The organism is Enterobacter soli ATCC BAA-2102 (assembly GCF_001654845.1).
GTDB lineage: Bacteria > Pseudomonadota > Gammaproteobacteria > Enterobacterales > Enterobacteriaceae > Enterobacter > Enterobacter soli.
On record NZ_LXES01000020.1, the window covers coordinates 13909 to 32547 of the forward strand.

An 18639-nucleotide genomic window follows, 5' to 3' on the forward strand; every position below is an offset into this window, starting at 1 on the left:
GCTTGACGTGTCTGCTAAAGAGACAATAGTTAATACAGGGCTAAGCCCCGATACCTCTTCCTAAACAATGACAAATATCGCCGAATTCGGCTCTTTCTGGAGTCGCTTTGATGATGATAAAAAAAATCAGTGGCTGCCATGCTGTTTTTGGCCTGGCAGGTGTCTCAGTCTGTCTGTTTTTCTGTAACACAGCGTTGGCCTGGCAACAGGAATATATCGTTTCAGATACTCAAAGTAATACGGCGGAACGCTATACATGGGACGCCGATCACCAACCACGTTATGAAGATATTCTCGCAGAGCGTATTAAGACGTCGCAGAATGTGCCCGGGCTCGCCCTGACTCTGCCGTCTGATTCGTCGTCTGAACTTCCTGGCTCTATGAGCCTTGGGTGGAATTTCCCTGTCACTCGCCATATCACCACCGGGCCCGTCGTGGCATGGCGTTACGATGGTTCGGCACCCAACATGTACAACGAGTTTGGTGATAGCACGACAACGCAATCACTGACCGACCCGCTCTGGCACGCCAGCGTCAGTTCGCTGGGCTGGCGAGTGGATACGCAATATGGCGAACTGCGCCCCTGGGCACAGATTAGCTATAACCAACAGTTTGGTGAAAATCAGTGGAAATCGCAGTTTGGCATGTCTCAGACACCCGCGCCGATGCAGTACGGTAGCTGGATGGATGTGACTGTCGGCGCCGATGTGCTACTTAACCCACATATGGCAGCGTATGCCTCTTTATCCCAGGCGGATAACACCACTGCCGGCGAAGACTTTTTGTATACCCTGGGTGTCAGTGCAAAATTTTAGGGTTGTTACTTTTTTCAACGATGCGATAACATCTTTGGCACAATAATGGTCGGGGTTGCAGCGATAGTATGCACTAACACGCTTTCGCTCCTGACCCCGGCAAGGTCATTCATTCCTGATTCCAGGCATTTCATTCCGTTTCCCCTGCATTTCATGCCGTTTTCCCCCAGGTGTTTTAAGGTTTTGTTTATCGTTGTCCTCAGCGAATTCCCTTAATTTCTCTTGCAGGACAACTGCCATGAACACATCAACATACAACCGCACTCGCTGGCTGACCTTATTTGGCACCATCGTGACTCAGTTTGCGCTGGGTTCGGTCTATACCTGGAGCCTGTTTAACAGTGCTCTTTCCGATAAGCTCGGCGCGCCGGTGAGCCAGGTGGCGTTTTCCTTTGGCTTATTGAGTCTTGGCCTGGCGCTTTCCTCCTCGGTGGCGGGCAAGTTGCAGGAACGTTTTGGTGTTAAGCGTGTCACCATGGCGTCCGGCGTTTTGTTGGGTGTGGGCTTTTTCCTGACGGCACACTCCAGCAACCTGATGATGCTGTGGCTGAGCGCCGGGGTGCTGGTGGGGCTGGCAGACGGCGCGGGTTATCTGCTGACGCTGTCAAACTGTGTGAAATGGTTCCCTGAGCGCAAGGGCTTAATTTCCGCCTTTGCTATCGGCTCTTATGGCCTGGGCAGCCTCGGCTTCAAATTTATCGATTCGCACCTGCTGGCCTCCGTGGGTCTTGAGAAAACCTTCATGATCTGGGGCGTTATCGTGCTGGTGATGATTCTGTTCGGGGCAACGCTGATGAAAGATGCGCCTCAGCAGGAAGTAAAATCCGTGAATGGTGTGATGGAGAATGACTTCACCCTGGCGCAGTCCATGCGTAAACCACAGTACTGGATGCTGGCAGTCATGTTCCTGACGGCCTGCATGAGCGGTCTGTATGTGATTGGCGTGGCGAAAGATATTGCTCAGGGGATGGTGAAACTCGATGCGCTCACCGCCGCTAACGCGGTAACCGTTATCTCTATCGCGAACCTGTCCGGCCGCCTGGTGCTGGGTATTCTGTCCGATAAAATTGCCCGTATCCGCGTGATCACCATTGGTCAGGTGGTATCGCTGGTGGGGATGGCGGCGCTGCTCTTTGCGCCACTGAATGAAGCCACGTTCTTTGCCGCGATAGCCTGCGTTGCCTTCAATTTTGGAGGCACCATCACGGTATTCCCGTCACTGGTGAGTGAATTCTTTGGTCTGAATAACCTGGCGAAAAACTACGGTGTGATTTACTTAGGTTTTGGTATCGGCAGCATTTGCGGCTCGCTGATTGCCTCGCTGTTTGGCGGGTTCTACGTGACCTTCTGTGTGATATTCGCGTTACTGATTATTTCGCTGGCACTGTCGACCACCATTCGTCAGCCTCAGCGCGAAGTGTTTAAAGAAGTACATGCGTAATGGATGCAGCAAAAAGGCCGGGTTTCCGGCCTTTTTTGTTCGTAACATTGAAGCATGGCTTAAAACCTCCGAAATCGGATTTTCTTTTTTGTAAAAAACTGTCGCGATCACACTCTCTGCTGCCACTTTTCCCTTTCCCTGTGGTCTACTTACCACGTTTGTGGACGTTTCCGATAACGACTTCCATAGCGATTTTTTATTCTGTTCACTTTTGATTCAACGTGAACGGCGATCTCGTCCCTTTTTCCGGGTAGCTTGCATGAAATACATTAAATCGATGGCACAACAAAAGCTGAGTTTTTTGCTGGCGTTGTACATCGGCCTGTTTATGAATGGCGCAGTTTTCTTCCGTCGGTTTGATGGATACGCGCAAGATTTTACCGTCTGGAAAGGAATTGCAGCGGTTGTCGAATTAGTCGCTGCGGTATTGGCTACATTCTGTTTGCTTCGTGTGCTTTCACTGTTTGGTCGACGCCTGTGGCGCGTATTGGCCTCGTTTGTCGTGCTGTGTTCGGCGGGCGCCAGCTATTACATGACCTTTATGAACGTGGTGATTGGCTACGGCATTATTGCCTCTGTGATGACCACGGATATCGACCTGTCGAAAGAGGTGGTTGGCCTGCATTTTGTCCTCTGGGTGATTGCCGTCAGCGCCTTACCGTTGCTGCTTATCTGGAGTAACCGCTGCCGATATACGCTGGTGCATCAACTTCGTACGCCAGGACAACGCATCCGAAGCGTTGCGCTGGTACTGCTGGCCGGGCTGATGGTCTGGGGGCCGATTCGTCTGCTGGAAGTGAAGCAAAAATATGACGAACGTACTGCTGGTGTGGATATGCCAAGCTACGGCGGCGTTGTTGCTAACTCTTATCTGCCGTCTAACTGGATTTCTGCGCTGGGGCTGTATGCCTGGGCACAGGTGGATGAATCCTCTGATAACAAATCGCTGATGAACCCAGCGAAGAAGTTTACCTATGATGCGCCGAAAGATATCGATGACACCTATGTCGTCTTTATTATCGGTGAAACGACCCGCTGGGATCACATGGGTATCCTGGGTTATAACCGCGATACCACGCCGAAACTGGCTCAGGAGAAAAACCTGATCGCGTATCGTGGCTACTCTTGCGATACGGCAACAAAGCTTTCCCTGCGCTGCATGTTTGTGCGTGAGGGTGGGGCAAGCGATAACCCGCAGCGTACGCTCAAGGAACAGAACGTTTTCTCAGTGCTTCGCCAGCTTGGGTTCACGTCCGATCTCTATGCGATGCAAAGCGAGATGTGGTTCTACAGCAACACCATGGCGCAGAACATTGCCTATCGTGAGCAGATTGGTGCTGAGCCGCGTAACCGTGGCAAGAATGTTGATGACATGCTGCTTATCGACGAGATGAAAAACTCGCTGAACGGCAACCCTGATGGTAAGCACATGATTATTCTGCATACCAAGGGCTCGCACTTTAACTACACGCAGCGCTATCCACGTAACTTTGCAAAATGGACGCCAGAGTGTGTCGGGGTAGATAAAGATTGTACCAAAGAGCAGTTGATTAACTCCTTCGATAACTCGGTGACCTACGTTGACCACTTTATTGATACCGTGATTGACCAGGTGCGTGATAAGAAAGCGATTGTGTTCTATGCCGCTGACCATGGTGAATCCATCAATGAGTTCGAGCACCTGCACGGCACGCCGCGCAAGATGGCGCCACCGGAGCAGTTCCGCGTACCAATGATGGTGTGGATGTCGGACAAGTATCTGGAAGACCCGGAGAAAGCGAAGATGTTTGCCCATCTGAAGAAAGAGGCAGATATGAAGGTTCCGCGTCGTCACGTTGAACTGTACGACACCATTTTAGGCTGCCTGGGGTATACCTCACCGAACGGTGGCATTAACGAAAATAACAACTGGTGCAAACTCCCTGATAGCACCGTAAAAGCCGCGCAATAGCTTGTCTGGCGAGTTTCTCGCCAGTTGAATGGCTTTTTTAATTTAAGGGATTGACGGGGGCGCACCTCAGCAGTAAGATGCGCTCCGCATTCGGCGAGTAGCGCAGCTTGGTAGCGCAACTGGTTTGGGACCAGTGGGTCGGAGGTTCGAATCCTCTCTCGCCGACCACATTCGAAACCCCTGCTCTTAGAGCAGGGGTTTTTTGCATCTGAAGCTTATGAGGATGAGAATCTCTGGGGAAGGAGGTTCGACTCGAGCAAAGCGAGAGAACGTTGCTTTAGCAACGGCCCGAAAGGCGAGCCACGCAGTGGCGAGTTATCCTCTCTCGCCGACCACATTTGAAACCCCTGCTCTTTGAGCAGGGGTTTTTTATTTGTCAGTCTTAAACCATCTCTTATGGAGATAGCGATCGTTCATGTGGGGGCTTTGCCCGCAGCATATCCATGCTAAATACTACCCCGGTTTGTTGCCTGCAGTTCAAGGCGTAAATAGCGTGCTACGTGTTCTGTTGCTGTCAATGTCATCACACCACTATCAATATGCACCAGCGCGAGGAAGAGGATTACGTGAGGATGGTTTTTGGAGGGCCGGGCATAAAAGAGAAACGGGCCATAAGGCCCGTTTTCACAGATGAGCCAGTTTGTTTTACTGGTAGTTCACCTTGATAACTAAATCCTTACTGAATGGCCCTTCGACCACATCTTTGCCTGGATTTTTGGTGAGCTCTGCAATGTAATCATGTGTCACCGTATCCGGCGTGCCGGGCGCGTAGGTCGCGAAGTCTTGATACTGGTTATATTGAATATCATAGTTGCCCGTTTGGTCATTGATGCGCATTAACAGTCCATTCCCCATATCCAGATGGGTATCATCATAGAGCGTATCGGTGGTGTAGAAGCTGGTGGTCACATCAAATTTTTCCGTGCAGTCCGCCTCTGTATCCTTAAGCGCAGAAATACTAAAAGTGGCTCTGGAAGGCTGTGAGGCGATTGCCCCAATTAGCACCGAACCAAAGTCGACCGTCTGGTTTTCAGGGTAAATTTTTATATTTACGCTGCAGTCAAGGAAGTCAATATTAGTTAATCCATCAATAGTGTAATGCAGGTTTTTCGCCCCCTGTAAGGTATTGATTCCGCCTGCGCCATCGAACGTCAACACCGTAATAGGGGGGAAGGTATACTCTTCATGTTGTTGGGGCGGTAATTTCTTGAGCTTAACATACAGGCGAAAACGCACAGAAAATTGCACATGTTCTACAAAAGAGGAACCATTACAATCGGTTGCGTTGGTTGTTCCGGTTTCATCATTATGGCTATCCACGCACGCGCCAGTGTTAAAGTTAGTGTCGGGAATGTCATAATCAACACCATTATAGGTCACACCAAAGGCCAAATAAGGGTTGTTTGTAAGCGAACCATCCGTATTATGGAAACTATCCAATATATAAGCATAAATATTTTCATGGCGGATATGATCGGGATTATTAGGATCATAAGAAGAGTTATCACAATAGACGGTGACGGTAATATCTCCGCTTTCCCAGACCTTTTTCCCCACAGGTGTATTCTCCGGTACGGTAAACGGCGTAATGGTGGTATTGACCAAAGCGGCCCCGCCATGATTGTTCTGATAGCAATCCACAGCCCACGTAGAGGTCGAGAAGAGTCCTATAACAAATGTGACAAAGATTAATAACAGCTTCATGATTATCCCCTCTTCATCTGTTCAGTCTGACAGGTGGATTGCACCGAATTGCACTTCACGCTGTACATTAGCAAGCCGCCATAGTCGCCAATAAAACCGATCTGGAAATTCGGCGGTAAATTTTTAACCTCCTGAGCAGCCTGGCCAAACGGTTCAACCATCATGCTTTTCGTATCGGGCAGTAGTGTCTTTCCGGTAGTGCCTACGTAACCGACAGTGAGGTAATAAGGGGTGCTGTTCTTTAATGTTAAGCCGTCGCTTGTGCGACTAATTGTAAACTTGTCGCTGAAATCAAACTGACCATCTTTGGCTTCAATCGCTTTAGGTCGCCAGAAAAGCTTCAGCCGGCTTTGCATGGCGATTTGCATCACGTTTTTGACTTCCGAGCGAGGGGGGATCTCGCGGATGTTAAAGTAAAACAGTGTTTCCCGGTCGGTCGGAAGTTGCGCCAGGGTGGCCTGACCCATTAAACGAACCTGGGCCTGCTCACCCGCTTCAAGACGGATCATTGGGGGAATAGCGGTAATATAATTGCGCGATTTTTTCCCGTCTTTATCTTCAATCCATGACTGAGCCAAATAGGGCGATGTTTTGCTTTGGTTAGTCAGACGCAGCGAAACACTTTTATCTGCCTGGTTAAAGATAATGCGCGTTCTGTCGGGGGAGACAGCGGCGTTTACGGTAAAGCTTGCACCTAGCAGGCAAGCAATTCCTTTTGCGATTGTGTTTATTTTCATTATTTTCGTCCTGAATTAATGTGCGATCTTACATGGTAAAATAACCGTACTACCGTCGGTATTACTTTGATTTGGCGGTATAATTTCACAGGCCTTATCCGCCCATTTCAGTTGTAATACGCTATTTTCCTGTACCCCGCTGAGGTAGATGTATCCATCATCTGCCACCAGTCCCATATCCCGGCCACTTTCTTTATCCGTTACAGTGACGCCCAGCGGCGGATAATGCCCATCTTCCAGACGAATGACGCCAACAATCTGGTAACCTTTTGTCGCATCCAGTGCCATGTATCCGATGGCACCTTCGGTTAACGTTGTTCGGATGACCGAGTTGCTGACATCAACGCCCTCTGGTAAGTGGCTGTTATCAACCATGAGCGTTGTGGTTGTGTAATTACTGATGGATGGCACGACCGAGATACCGAATGCGTTGGTTACGGTACGATTGTTATTGGACACTTTCACATCTGGAATACCATTGGAATCCACCATGACGCGGGAACTGTTGCCTGAACTGTAGTCATGCAGCGCCGCACCATGTCGCGTTGCGGTAAATGAGCCATTCCAGCCAACGTTTACTGAGTTATAGTGGTTTGGTTGTACGCTGCCGTTCACATTCAGACGACCATAAGGCGAATAATGCTGATACCCACCGCGCACGGAAGGTTCGCCATCGCTAAACTCATCGCTCGTGGCTGAAACCGACATATTCCAGGTGTTGTTACGGTCTGATGAGTCGTAATACGAAGCCGTTTGTGATGCGCTATCACTGCCCGAACGTTGCAGGCTATACATAACATTACGGCTCTGCTCCAGCGGTAAGGTCAGCGAGAAATAGTACTGATTTTCATCGTCATCATCCCAACGGACGCGACTTACCGCCAGAGAGGCTGAAATATTTTTGAAGCTGCCAATATCAAAGTTATGGCTAACTGACAGACTGTAATTTGTTGTACTGGAATCATCCCAGTAAGTATCACGTGTGGCGCTCAGATAGGTGTTCAACTCCAGGGGAGCGATATATTGGTTAAAAGAGAGCACATAGCTTTCTTTCTCGTTAGATGTGGAGTCGTCACCTTCACGTGAAGCGATGTATTCATTCATCGTGACATATTCTTTATCGGAAAAACGATAACCGGCAAACGTAATCTGGCTACCGGTGCTTTCAAAACGCTTAGCGTAGTTGGCACGATAGCTATAACCTTTTTGTTTTCCTTCATTGTCATCACGTAAATTGGCTTCAGAGCGCGTCACATCAAAGGAGAGTGAACCAAAACTATTCAGGTTGAAGCCGATACCGCCTGTTGTTGCCTGATAATCATCGGCAGTGACAATGGCACCACCGTAAAGAGACACATTGTTTAACCAACCCCACGACATCTCTCCGGACCAGAACAGCGGATTATTGATATCATTTTGGTTCGTGGTGGTTGGTTTACCCACGGATGTTTTATACCGCACCTGGTTTTTACGCGTCAGAAAAGGAATAGATGCTGAACCTACCTGGAATGTGCTCTTTCTTCCGTCTTCTTCCTCAACGGTTACATCCAGTTGTCCCTGTAATGAGTTGACCAGATCGGTGATGGTGAACGGGCCGGGAGCGACAGTGGTTTGGTACAGGGTTCGTCCATTTTGCGATACCGTCACTTTGGCGTTCGTCTGTGCAATGCCGCTAATTTGCGGCGCGTAGCCACGCAGATCGGGCGGTAACATCTGCTCATCGCTTTCCAGCGAGGCACCCGTAAAGTGAAAAGTATCAAAAAGATCGGAGTTAAGATCGTATTGCCCGATTGTCAATTTTGATGCTAGCGAGGGGATCGGGCGGAAAAGATAAGTACGCGGCAAACTACTGTCGCTTTCTTCTGATTTTCCGTCGCTAAACGATTGATCGTATTGATAGTCAGCGCGCAGACGCCACGCGCCAAGGTTAAAGCCCAGCGTACCGTAAGAGCTAAGGCTTTGGCTGCTGTCTCCATCATTCGGGGCATATTGGCTGGCATAGACATTATAATCCAGCAGCACTCCAGCAATACCATCATCCCAGAATTCCGGCGGCGTCCAGTTTTTGGCCTGATACTTCATCCATGCCTGAGGTACCGTTAGCATCACGGTCATGCTGGATTTTTCCAGTCGGATACCCAACTCTTTTTTCTGTGAGAAGTCGAGGCACCCTTGTGGGTTTAGTGGCTGGAGTGAGGCGACGAAATCATCGGCAAAACCAAAGCTGGTTAAGTGTTCTTTGGTTAAGCATAACGATGAGCCACTTTCCGTGTCAGATGCAATCCATTCCAGATTGTAAGGTTGCGGGAGCGTGTTTTTATCAATTTGCACGCGCACAAGATAGTGGCCGGCTGGGATGTAACCTTTTTTTTCAAACTGCGAAAGATCGACGTTTTGTTTATCTTCCGCATCAATCATATCGGTATTAAATTCGATAGCATAGAGCGGCGATGTTAACGTTATTGTCGCGACTGCCGCATAAAAAGTCTGCTTTATTAAAAGGGGTAATCTGCGGGGAATAAACCCATGAGAGATAAAAGTATACATAAAATCCGTTTCTTTTAATAAAGGATACCAAAACAGTCGGTGAGTTCCTCCCACCGACTGAGGGTGTTCAAACTGTTATCGTTCAGGTTGCTTGCTCGCCGAGCGTGGTTGCTTATTTTCGTTTCAGCGCAGAAATAAGAGACAGAAAATATGCTATCGCAATATTGTCAGAACGATGGTCACAGAATGATTGATTAGTTGTAGCTCAGAACGTAGTTAGCCTGTGCGTAGACATTACCCGGGGCAACGGTGCCTCCAGTAATTTTTTCCATGCGTGCACGGAAGGTCAGTTCCTGGTTAGCATCGGTGTTCGGGAAAGTGACCGTGGTCGCGGAATTCAGGGAGATTTTTTTATCAGAAGCATCCAGAATACGAACACCCACGCCGGTGGCGCTATTGCTGGAGGCGGTATTGGTCATCAGGCTGCTGTCTGTTGAATCAACGTTGGCAGAAGTAAATGTGACTTTTACTTTATCAATAGTTGTACCGCCAGCGGTCAGGATACAGTCTTGCAGGTGAATTTTGAACTCTGCTGACGTTGCGTCATTTGTGCTATTCAGCACGTCATCAGCCACTTGCCCAAGATCCACATCGATTTTATCATCGCCAGGAATCACCGAACAAGGTGAGCTAATAACTGTACCAGTAAAGTTAACAACACCGTGTCCTTCATCTGCGGCAGAAGCATTAAATGCAAACAGGCTTGTGACAACAGTAGCTAACAGCGTTTTCTTTAACATAGTGCATAATCCTTTATTTATATAAAATATAATATTTGATTTTAAATTTATTCGACAGGAAACCTTGGATTTCCTAGGCCACACAATGTAGCACATGGAATTGCGCAGGTTAGAGCTCTCTTTAATTATTATATTATTTAGTTTTTCTAAGTTGATTTGTTTATATTTACGTGGTCTTCGAATATGTATTGTGAACCAGATTTATTGATAATGCTTATGCATTTATAAGAGTATTTCAAACACGTTTAACAGCGATAACCATATTTTCACAATAGTCACCACGATACAGCTGGTGTCTTTTTATCTCCATCTGGAAAACGGGGGATCTACCGTCATCTGTCGGCGTCAGATTGTCTGGTTCCTTAGAGTGCCCGCTGGGTAAGCAATGTGGTAAAGGCGACGAGAACCTTCGTGTTTAACTCGTTGAGTTTATGCACCTTGCGACGTGTCTCATCATGGCGTGAGGGTCTGACTTTCCAGTAAATATACGTTAGCTTCCCAAAATCGCTTTAATCTGGTTTTTTGTGACATAATCCATTGTATTTTTTTATATATAGATTGATCTTTTTTCGCGTTGCTTATGGATAACCTCAGCATTTTTCGCTGTGCGTTTTAACGTTCGCGGAATTTAGTGCTCAGATAATCACCATTCTGCAAGAAAATTTACCCAATCTGAATAAAAGTTAATCACTAGATGTTGCAGAATATGAAGATATTTGTGCTGCAACATGGTGAGTAGCATAAATTTCCCTGCTGAAAACTGGCGTCTAAAGTTTTTTTAATCTTTGTTTGCGGTTTCTCACACTCAGCGTAAATCCCCGTCACCTGTATTGACGTTTTCACATTCTGTTGACAGATTGTAGGGCACGAGGGGCATTTCAGGGAGGATCTGCGCTGCAACTCAAAGGCTCTTCTGAAAGGATTCTCCATCCCTTTAACGCCTTCGGGCATCACCGACCAGACCGGGTAAAAAATAAATAAAGGTCAGGCGGCGTAACACAACAAAGCAAAACATCACATTGGAGCAGAATAATGAGTATTTCCTTGAAGAAGTCAGGGATGCTGAAGCTTGGTCTGAGTCTGGTGGCTCTGACCGTCGCGGCAAGCGTACAGGCAAAAACCCTGGTTTACTGTTCTGAAGGCTCGCCGGAAGGCTTTAACCCACAGCTCTTTACCTCTGGTACAACGTACGACGCAAGCTCCGTACCAATCTATAACCGTCTGGTTGAATTCAAAACCGGAACTACGGAAGTCATTCCGGGTCTGGCTGAGAAGTGGGAAGTCAGCGAAGACGGCAAAACCTATACCTTCCATTTACGCCAGGGCGTGAAGTGGCAGGACAGCAAAGAATTTAAACCAACGCGCGACTTTAACGCCGATGACGTTGTGTTCTCTTTCGATCGTCAGAAAAACGCTCAGAACCCGTACCACAAAGTGTCTGGCGGCAGCTATGAATACTTCGAAGGGATGGGTCTGCCAGATCTGATCTCTGAAGTGAAAAAAGTTGACGATAAAACCGTTCAGTTCGTGCTGACCCGCCCGGAAGCTCCATTCCTGGCTGACCTGGCGATGGACTTCGCGTCTATTCTGTCTAAAGAATACGCGGACAACATGCTGAAAGCGGGCACCCCGGAGAAAGTGGACCTGGACCCAATCGGTACTGGCCCATTCCAGCTGCTGCAATACCAGAAAGATTCTCGCATTCTGTATAAAGCGTTCCCGGGTTACTGGGGTACTAAACCTCAGATCGACCGCCTGGTGTTCTCCATCACCCCAGACGCCTCTGTGCGTTACGCAAAACTGCAGAAAAACGAGTGCCAGGTTATGCCATACCCGAACCCGGCTGATATCGCGCGTATGAAGCAGGACAAAAACATCAACCTGCTGGAGCAGGCTGGCCTGAACGTGGGCTATCTCTCCTTCAACACCGAGAAGAAACCGTTTGATGACGTGAAAGTGCGTCAGGCGCTGACTTACGCGGTAAACAAAGAAGCGATCATCAAAGCGGTTTATCAGGGTGCAGGCGTTGCCGCTAAGAACCTGATCCCACCAACAATGTGGGGCTACAACGACGACGTTAAAGACTACACCTATGATCCTGAGAAAGCGAAAGCGCTGCTGAAAGAAGCAGGTCAGGATAAAGGCTTTACCGTTGAGCTGTGGGCGATGCCAGTACAGCGTCCGTACAACCCGAACGCACGCCGTATGGCTGAAATGGTTCAGGCTGACTGGGCTAAGATCGGTGTTCAGGCCAAGATTGTGACCTACGAGTGGGGCGAGTACCTGAAACGCGCCAAAGCGGGTGAGCATCAGGCTGTGATGATGGGCTGGACTGGCGACAATGGGGATCCAGACAACTTCTTCGCAACCCTGTTCAGCTGTGCGGCTGCGAAAGACGGTTCCAACTACTCTCGCTGGTGCTACAAGCCGTTTGAAGACCTGATTCAGCCGGCGCGTGCGACCGACGATCACAACAAACGTATTGAACTCTACAAACAAGCTCAGGTTGTCATGCACGATCAGGCTCCGGCGCTGATTGTTGCTCACTCCACCGTGTACGAGCCAGTGCGTAAAGAAGTGAAAGGCTACGTGGTTGATCCACTGGGCAAACATCACTTCGAAAACGTATCTGTTGAATAATAAGTAGGGTGTTCTCCCTCTCCCTTAGGGAGAGGGCAGGGGTGAGGGGCGTGCATGTCTCCTCTCACCCTAACCCTCTCCCATAAGGAGAGGGAATTTACATTTGTGAGCAATACAGACGTCACGCTGTTTGTCGTGCGTCATCAGAGAGAATCCGGGTTATGTTGCAGTTCATCCTCCGACGTCTGGGACTTGTTATCCCCACGTTTATCGGTATCACCCTTCTCACTTTTGCCTTCGTTCATATGATCCCCGGCGATCCGGTAATGATTATGGCGGGTGAGCGTGGTATCTCCCCTGAACGCCATGCACAACTGCTGGCGGAGCTTGGTCTGAACAAGCCGCTGTGGCAGCAATACCTCAACTATATCTGGGGTGTGTTGCACGGTGACTTAGGTATTTCGCTGAAAAGCCGTCTTCCGGTGTGGGACGAGTTCGTGCCGCGTTTTAAAGCGACGCTGGAACTTGGTGTCTGCGCCATGATTTTTGCCACTGCGGTGGGTATTCCGGTCGGGGTACTGGCTGCCGTTAAGCGTGGTTCTATTTTCGATCATACTGCTGTTGGTCTGGCGCTGACCGGTTACTCCATGCCTATCTTCTGGTGGGGCATGATGCTGATTATGCTGGTGTCGGTGCAGTGGAACCTGACGCCGGTTTCCGGACGCGTCAGCGATATGGTCTTCCTTGATGACTCCAATCCGTTGACCGGCTTTATGCTGATCGATACGGCCATTTGGGGTGAGCCGGGTAACTTCATCGATGCAGTGGCCCACATGATCCTGCCTGCAATGGTGCTGGGCACCATTCCTCTGGCGGTTATCGTGCGTATGACCCGTTCATCGATGCTGGAAGTGCTGGGCGAGGACTACATCCGTACTGCCCGCGCGAAAGGCCTGACCCGGATGCGCGTCATCATCGTTCACGCGCTGCGTAACGCAATGCTGCCGGTTGTTACCGTTATCGGTTTGCAGGTCGGGACGTTGCTGGCAGGGGCTATCCTGACCGAAACCATCTTCTCCTGGCCGGGGCTTGGACGTTGGCTGATTGATGCGCTGCAACGCCGTGACTATCCGGTGGTGCAGGGCGGTGTGCTGCTGGTTGCGACGATGATTATCCTCGTCAACCTGCTGGTCGATTTGCTGTACGGCGTGGTGAACCCGCGTATTCGTCATAAGAAGTAAGGGGCCATCATGTCACAGGTTTCTGAAAACAAAGTTGTCGCTGCACCGGTTCCAATGACGCCGTTGCAGGAATTCTGGCACTACTTCAAACGCAATAAAGGCGCAGTGGTAGGGCTGGTGTATGTTTCTATCATGATCCTGATTGCGGTGTTTGCGAACGTGCTCGCGCCGTATAACCCGGCGGATCAGTTCCGTGATTCTCTTCTGGCGCCGCCATTCTGGCAGGAAGGGGGCAGCTTTGCCCACCTGCTGGGCACCGATGACGTGGGCCGTGATGTACTGTCGCGTCTGATGTACGGCGCGCGGCTGTCACTGCTGGTCGGCTGTCTGGTTGTTGTGCTGTCGCTGATCATGGGCGTCGTGCTCGGTCTGGTGGCCGGCTACTTCGGCGGCATCGTTGATAACATCATCATGCGTATTGTCGACATCATGCTGGCGCTGCCAAGCCTGCTTCTGGCACTGGTTCTGGTCGCGATATTCGGCCCGTCGATAGGTAACGCAGCGCTTGCGCTGACCTTCGTGGCACTGCCTCACTACGTGCGATTAACGCGCGCGGCGGTGCTGGTGGAAGTGCATCGTGACTACGTTACCGCTTCTCGCGTCGCGGGTGCCGGCGCAATGCGTCAGATGTTCGTTAACATTTTCCCGAACTGCCTTGCGCCGCTGATCGTTCAGGCGTCGCTCGGTTTCTCTAACGCCATTCTCGATATGGCCGCTCTTGGCTTCCTTGGCATGGGTGCGCAGCCGCCTACACCGGAGTGGGGCACCATGCTCTCCGACGTGTTGCAGTTCGCGCAAAGCGCCTGGTGGGTCGTCACCTTCCCGGGTCTGGCGATTCTGCTGACGGTGCTGGCATTTAACCTGATGGGTGATGGTCTGCGTGATGCACTTGATCCCAAACTGAAGCAGTAAGAGGCACGAGATGGCGTTATTAAATGTAGATAAATTATCGGTGCACTTCGGTGACGAAGGCACACCGTTTCGCGCCGTGGACCGCATCAGCTACAGCGTAAATCAGGGCGAAGTGGTCGGCATTGTAGGGGAGTCAGGTTCGGGTAAATCGGTCAGCTCCCTGGCGATTATGGGGTTGATTGACTATCCGGGCCGCGTGATGGCGGAAAGCCTGGAGTTCAACGGTCAGGATCTGAAGCGCATTTCCGAAAAACAGCGCCGCCAGCTGGTCGGTGCTGAAGTGGCGATGATCTTCCAGGACCCGATGACCAGCCTTAACCCATGTTACACCGTTGGTTTCCAGATTATGGAAGCGATTAAGGTGCATCAGGGCGGTAACAAGAAAACCCGTCGTCAGCGTGCCATCGACCTGCTGACGCAGGTGGGGATCCCCGACCCGGGTTCACGTCTGGACGTGTATCCGCACCAGCTTTCCGGCGGTATGAGTCAGCGCGTTATGATTGCGATGGCCATTGCCTGTCGACCGAAACTGCTGATTGCCGATGAACCGACAACGGCACTGGACGTAACCATCCAGGCGCAAATCATCGAACTGCTGCTTGAGTTGCAGCAGAAAGAGAACATGGCGCTGGTACTGATTACGCACGACCTGGCGCTGGTGGCTGAAGCGGCACACAAAATTATTGTGATGTATGCCGGGCAGGTTGTGGAAACGGGCGCAGCGAACGACATCTTCCGTGCGCCACGTCATCCGTATACTCAGGCTCTGCTGCGTGCGCTGCCGGAGTTTGCGCAGGACAAAGCGCGTCTGGCGTCATTGCCGGGTGTTGTTCCGGGCAAATATGACCGTCCGCAGGGCTGCTTGCTGAACCCGCGCTGCCCGTACGCAACGGACAAATGCCGCACCGAGGAGCCAGAGCTTGCCTTGCTGGGGGACGGCCGTCAGTCCAAATGTCACTACCCACTCGATGATGCCGGGAGGCCAACACTATGAGTACGCAACAGGCCGCCACGCAACAACTGCTGTTGCAGGCCATCGATCTGAAAAAACACTACCCGGTGAAGAAGGGGATGTTCGCGCCTGAGCGCCTGGTAAAAGCGCTTGATGGCGTATCGTTCACCCTGGAGCGCGGTAAAACGCTGGCGGTGGTAGGCGAGTCCGGCTGCGGGAAATCCACGCTGGGCCGCTTGCTGACGATGATCGAAACGCCTACCGGTGGTGAGCTTTACTACCAGGGGCAGGATCTGCTCAAGCACGATCCGCATGCGCAGAAGTTGCGTCGCCAGAAAATCCAGATTGTGTTCCAGAACCCGTACGGTTCATTGAACCCGCGTAAGAAAGTAGGGCAGATCCTCGAAGAGCCTCTGCTGATTAACACCAGCCTGAGCAAAGAACTGCGTCGTGAAAAAGCGCTGGCGATGATGGCGAAAGTCGGGCTTAAAACCGAGCACTACGACCGCTACCCGCATATGTTCTCTGGCGGCCAGCGTCAGCGTATCGCTATCGCTCGTGGTCTGATGCTGGACCCGGATGTGGTGATTGCTGATGAACCGGTTTCGGCGCTCGACGTTTCCGTTCGTGCTCAGGTGCTTAACCTGATGATGGACTTGCAGCAGGAGTTGGGGCTGTCGTACGTGTTTATTTCACACGACCTGTCTGTTGTTGAGCATATTGCGGATGAAGTGATGGTGATGTACCTGGGGCGGTGTGTCGAGAAGGGGACAAAAGATCAGATCTTTAATAATCCTCGTCATCCATATACTCAGGCGCTGCTGTCTGCAACACCGCGTCTGAACCCGGACGACCGTCGTGAGCGCATTAAGCTGACCGGCGAGCTGCCAAGCCCGCTGAATCCGCCTCCGGGATGTGCGTTCAACGCCCGTTGCCGTCGTCGCTTCGGCCCTTGCACCCAGTTGCAGCCGCAGCTGAAAGACTACGGTGGTCAACTGGTGGCGTGCTTTGCCGTCGACCAGGATGAAAACGGCGAAAAGCCGCACGCGTAATGCGAAAACAAAAAACCGGCGATTATCGCCGGTTTTTTTATGTCTGCTTACCGCTTATTTCCGCAGGCGGATCTGGTCGACCGCGTGCTTCTCGCTCTTGGTGAGGATCAGGCTCGCGCGCTCGCGGGTCGGCAGAATGTTCTCTTTCAGGTTCACGTAGTTGATCTCATTCCACAGCCCGGTCGCCACATTGATGGCCTCTTCTTTAGAGAGCTGGGCGTAGTTGTGGAAGTAGGAGTCAGGATCGGTGAATGCCCCTTCGCGGAATTTCAGGAAGCGGTTGATATACCAGCTTTGCAGCAAATCTTCCGGCGCATCGACATAAATAGAGAAATCGACAAAGTCGGAGACAAACACGTGGTGTGGGTCGTGCGGATAGTCCATGCCGCTTTGCAGCACGTTTAATCCTTCCAGAATCAGGATGTCTGGCTGAACCACCGTTTTGTCACCATCCGGGATGCGGTCATAAATCAGGTGTGAGTAAACCGGTGCGGTCACGTTTGGCGCGCCTGATTTCAGATCGGAGACGAATTTAACCAGCCGGTGCATATCATAAGAAAGAGGGAAACCCTTCTTCTTCATCAGACCGCGTTCTTTTAACACTTCATTCGGGTGCAAAAAGCCGTCTGTGGTGATCAGCTCTACGCTGCGATGCTCAGGCCAGCGGCTCAGCAGCGCCTGCAATACGCGCGCGGTGGTGCTTTTACCGACGGCAACGCTACCCGCAATACTGATGATATAAGGAATACGCTGGCCGTTAGTTCCAAGGAACTGTTCCAGCACTGCCTGGCGTCGTAAATTGGAACTGATATAGAAGTTAAGCAATCGAGATAATGGTAAATAGATTTCTGCCACCTCTTCCAGCGACAGGTCTTCATTTATCCCTTTTAACCGCGCTATCTCACCTTCCGTCAACGTCATAGGGACGGAATCGCGCAGGGCAGCCCACTGGCTGCGGTTAAAGTGAAGATAAGGCGTCATTAACGTTTGCTCTTTTTTGCTCATAAGCATGTTTCAGTGAACCAGCGACAAAACAGCCGGGTCGTGGCTCTTCACATAGTTAATTTTGGACAATGGGCAGGAGGTTAACACCAGATGACAGGAATAATAAGAAAAAATATAGGGAAGCGCTGCTTTACGCGGGAGCCATCACGGTACGCTATATACGGTGTAAATCATGTATTCATGCTGGATTTTTAACCGCGAGTGGGTGAATTTACAGCGTTTAGACCTTCTTTCGAATAAAATGTGAGCGAAAGAACGTTTTATGCAATTTTTTAGTTGCATGACTGCTCATGTCTCCATAGAATGCGCGCTACTTGATGCCGACTTAGCTCAGTAGGTAGAGCAACTGACTTGTAATCAGTAGGTCACCAGTTCGATTCCGGTAGTCGGCACCATCAAGTCCGGTGGGGTTCCCGAGCGGCCAAAGGGAGCAGACTGTAAATCTGCCGTCACAGACTTCGAAGGTTCGAATCCTTCCCCCACCACCACTTTCTGGCAGCGTAAATGCCGCCGGAGCTGGTTAGAAAAATTAATCAGCTCAAACATAAAAAGAGAGAAATCTCTTTTTTTGTTACAGAAAGAACTGGGTAGCCGAGTTTCAGGATGCGGGCATCGTATAATGGCTATTACCTCAGCCTTCCAAGCTGATGATGCGGGTTCGATTCCCGCTGCCCGCTCCAATACGTGCTGATATGGCTCAGTTGGTAGAGCGCACCCTTGGTAAGGGTGAGGTCCCCAGTTCGACTCTGGGTATCAGCACCACTTCACTTCTCCCTCCCGTTTCTCTCTGTTTCAATTTAAATGTATTCAACAGTTCAGGCATTTCGCCTGGTTGATGTGGTGATATCACCGATTTATCCGTGTCTTAGAGGGACAATCGATGTCTAAAGAAAAGTTTGAACGTACAAAACCGCACGTTAACGTCGGTACTATCGGCCACGTTGACCATGGTAAAACAACGC

The 18639-nt window shown here is 50.4% G+C and carries 14 protein-coding genes, 5 tRNA genes and 1 other RNA gene; 15 read left to right on the plus strand and 5 right to left on the minus strand.

The annotated features are described in order from the left end of the window. The first annotated feature begins 110 nt into the window (after window positions 1-110). The 5 genes from M987_RS06890 (at window position 111) to M987_RS06910 (ending at window position 4542) form a co-directional block, all read left to right on the plus strand. The gene (locus M987_RS06890; protein ID WP_014068435.1) at window positions 111-815 is read left to right on the plus strand and encodes an autotransporter domain-containing protein; all 705 of its coding nucleotides are present in this window, start codon (window positions 111-113) and stop codon (window positions 813-815) included. A 238-nt stretch (window positions 816-1053) separates the two neighbouring features. After that, window positions 1054-2256, plus strand: a complete 1203-nt coding sequence (locus tag M987_RS06895) for an L-lactate MFS transporter (protein WP_014068436.1) — start codon at window positions 1054-1056, stop codon at window positions 2254-2256. Window positions 2257-2515: 259 nt separating this feature from the next. Continuing rightward, a complete protein-coding gene (eptB, locus tag M987_RS06900) occupies window positions 2516-4207 on the plus strand; it encodes a kdo(2)-lipid A phosphoethanolamine 7''-transferase (protein WP_014068437.1) in 1692 nt (563 codons plus the stop codon). Window positions 4208-4298: 91 nt separating this feature from the next. Further along, a tRNA-Pro gene (locus M987_RS06905) sits at window positions 4299-4375 on the plus strand. Between the two features lie 35 nt (window positions 4376-4410). After that, a non-coding RNA gene (locus M987_RS06910) (RtT sRNA) lies at window positions 4411-4542 on the plus strand. Between the two features lie 310 nt (window positions 4543-4852). Here the strand turns inward: M987_RS06910 and M987_RS06915 are convergent. From M987_RS06915 to M987_RS06930, 4 genes are all read right to left on the minus strand, one after another. Then, window positions 4853-5911: a fimbrial protein gene (locus tag M987_RS06915; RefSeq protein WP_014068438.1), complete on the minus strand. Its 1059-nt coding sequence runs from the start codon at window positions 5909-5911 to the stop codon at window positions 4853-4855. A 2-nt stretch (window positions 5912-5913) separates the two neighbouring features. Beyond that, window positions 5914-6648: a fimbrial biogenesis chaperone gene (locus tag M987_RS06920; protein WP_014068439.1), complete on the minus strand. Its 735-nt coding sequence runs from the start codon at window positions 6646-6648 to the stop codon at window positions 5914-5916. A 15-nt stretch (window positions 6649-6663) separates the two neighbouring features. After that, entirely contained in the window at window positions 6664-9195 is a 2532-nt protein-coding gene (locus M987_RS06925) for a fimbria/pilus outer membrane usher protein (RefSeq protein ID WP_014068440.1), read from the minus strand. Window positions 9196-9389: 194 nt separating this feature from the next. Then, window positions 9390-9935, minus strand: coding sequence for a fimbrial-like protein (locus M987_RS06930; protein ID WP_014068441.1), 546 nt, complete (start codon window positions 9933-9935; stop codon window positions 9390-9392). Between the two features lie 1032 nt (window positions 9936-10967). Between M987_RS06930 and dppA the strand changes: the two genes are divergently transcribed. From dppA to dppF, 5 genes are all read left to right on the plus strand, one after another. Beyond that, window positions 10968-12575, plus strand: a complete 1608-nt coding sequence (gene dppA / locus M987_RS06935; RefSeq protein WP_014068442.1) for a dipeptide ABC transporter periplasmic-binding protein DppA — start codon at window positions 10968-10970, stop codon at window positions 12573-12575. A 161-nt stretch (window positions 12576-12736) separates the two neighbouring features. Further along, window positions 12737-13756, plus strand: coding sequence for a dipeptide ABC transporter permease DppB (gene dppB / locus M987_RS06940; RefSeq protein WP_014068443.1), 1020 nt, complete (start codon window positions 12737-12739; stop codon window positions 13754-13756). A 9-nt stretch (window positions 13757-13765) separates the two neighbouring features. Then, a complete protein-coding gene (gene dppC, locus M987_RS06945) occupies window positions 13766-14668 on the plus strand; it encodes a dipeptide ABC transporter permease DppC (protein ID WP_014068444.1) in 903 nt (300 codons plus the stop codon). A 10-nt stretch (window positions 14669-14678) separates the two neighbouring features. Continuing rightward, complete coding sequence (gene dppD / locus M987_RS06950; protein WP_014068445.1) at window positions 14679-15662, plus strand: dipeptide ABC transporter ATP-binding protein; 984 nt, start codon at window positions 14679-14681, stop codon at window positions 15660-15662. Further along, window positions 15659-16672, plus strand: a complete 1014-nt coding sequence (dppF, locus tag M987_RS06955) for a dipeptide ABC transporter ATP-binding subunit DppF (protein ID WP_014068446.1) — start codon at window positions 15659-15661, stop codon at window positions 16670-16672. The genes dppD and dppF overlap by 4 nt, the downstream gene beginning before the upstream one ends. 54 nt (window positions 16673-16726) lie before the next feature. On the opposite strand, the gene coaA is transcribed toward dppF, so the two are convergent. Then, window positions 16727-17677 carry a type I pantothenate kinase gene (coaA, locus tag M987_RS06960; protein ID WP_014068447.1) on the minus strand — a complete coding sequence of 317 codons (951 nt, stop codon included), beginning with the start codon at window positions 17675-17677 and terminating at the stop codon, window positions 16727-16729. A gap of 319 nt (window positions 17678-17996) precedes the next feature. Between coaA and M987_RS06965 the strand changes: the two genes are divergently transcribed. From M987_RS06965 to M987_RS25035, 5 genes are all read left to right on the plus strand, one after another. Further along, window positions 17997-18072, plus strand: a tRNA-Thr gene (locus M987_RS06965). An 8-nt stretch (window positions 18073-18080) separates the two neighbouring features. Continuing rightward, window positions 18081-18165, plus strand: a tRNA-Tyr gene (locus M987_RS06970). A gap of 117 nt (window positions 18166-18282) precedes the next feature. Beyond that, window positions 18283-18357 (plus strand) — tRNA-Gly (locus M987_RS06975). 6 nt (window positions 18358-18363) lie between these two features. Further along, a tRNA-Thr gene (locus M987_RS06980) sits at window positions 18364-18439 on the plus strand. A gap of 118 nt (window positions 18440-18557) precedes the next feature. Continuing rightward, a partial coding sequence (locus M987_RS25035) for an elongation factor Tu (RefSeq protein ID WP_003842260.1) occupies window positions 18558-18639 on the plus strand: 82 nt, incomplete at its 3' end.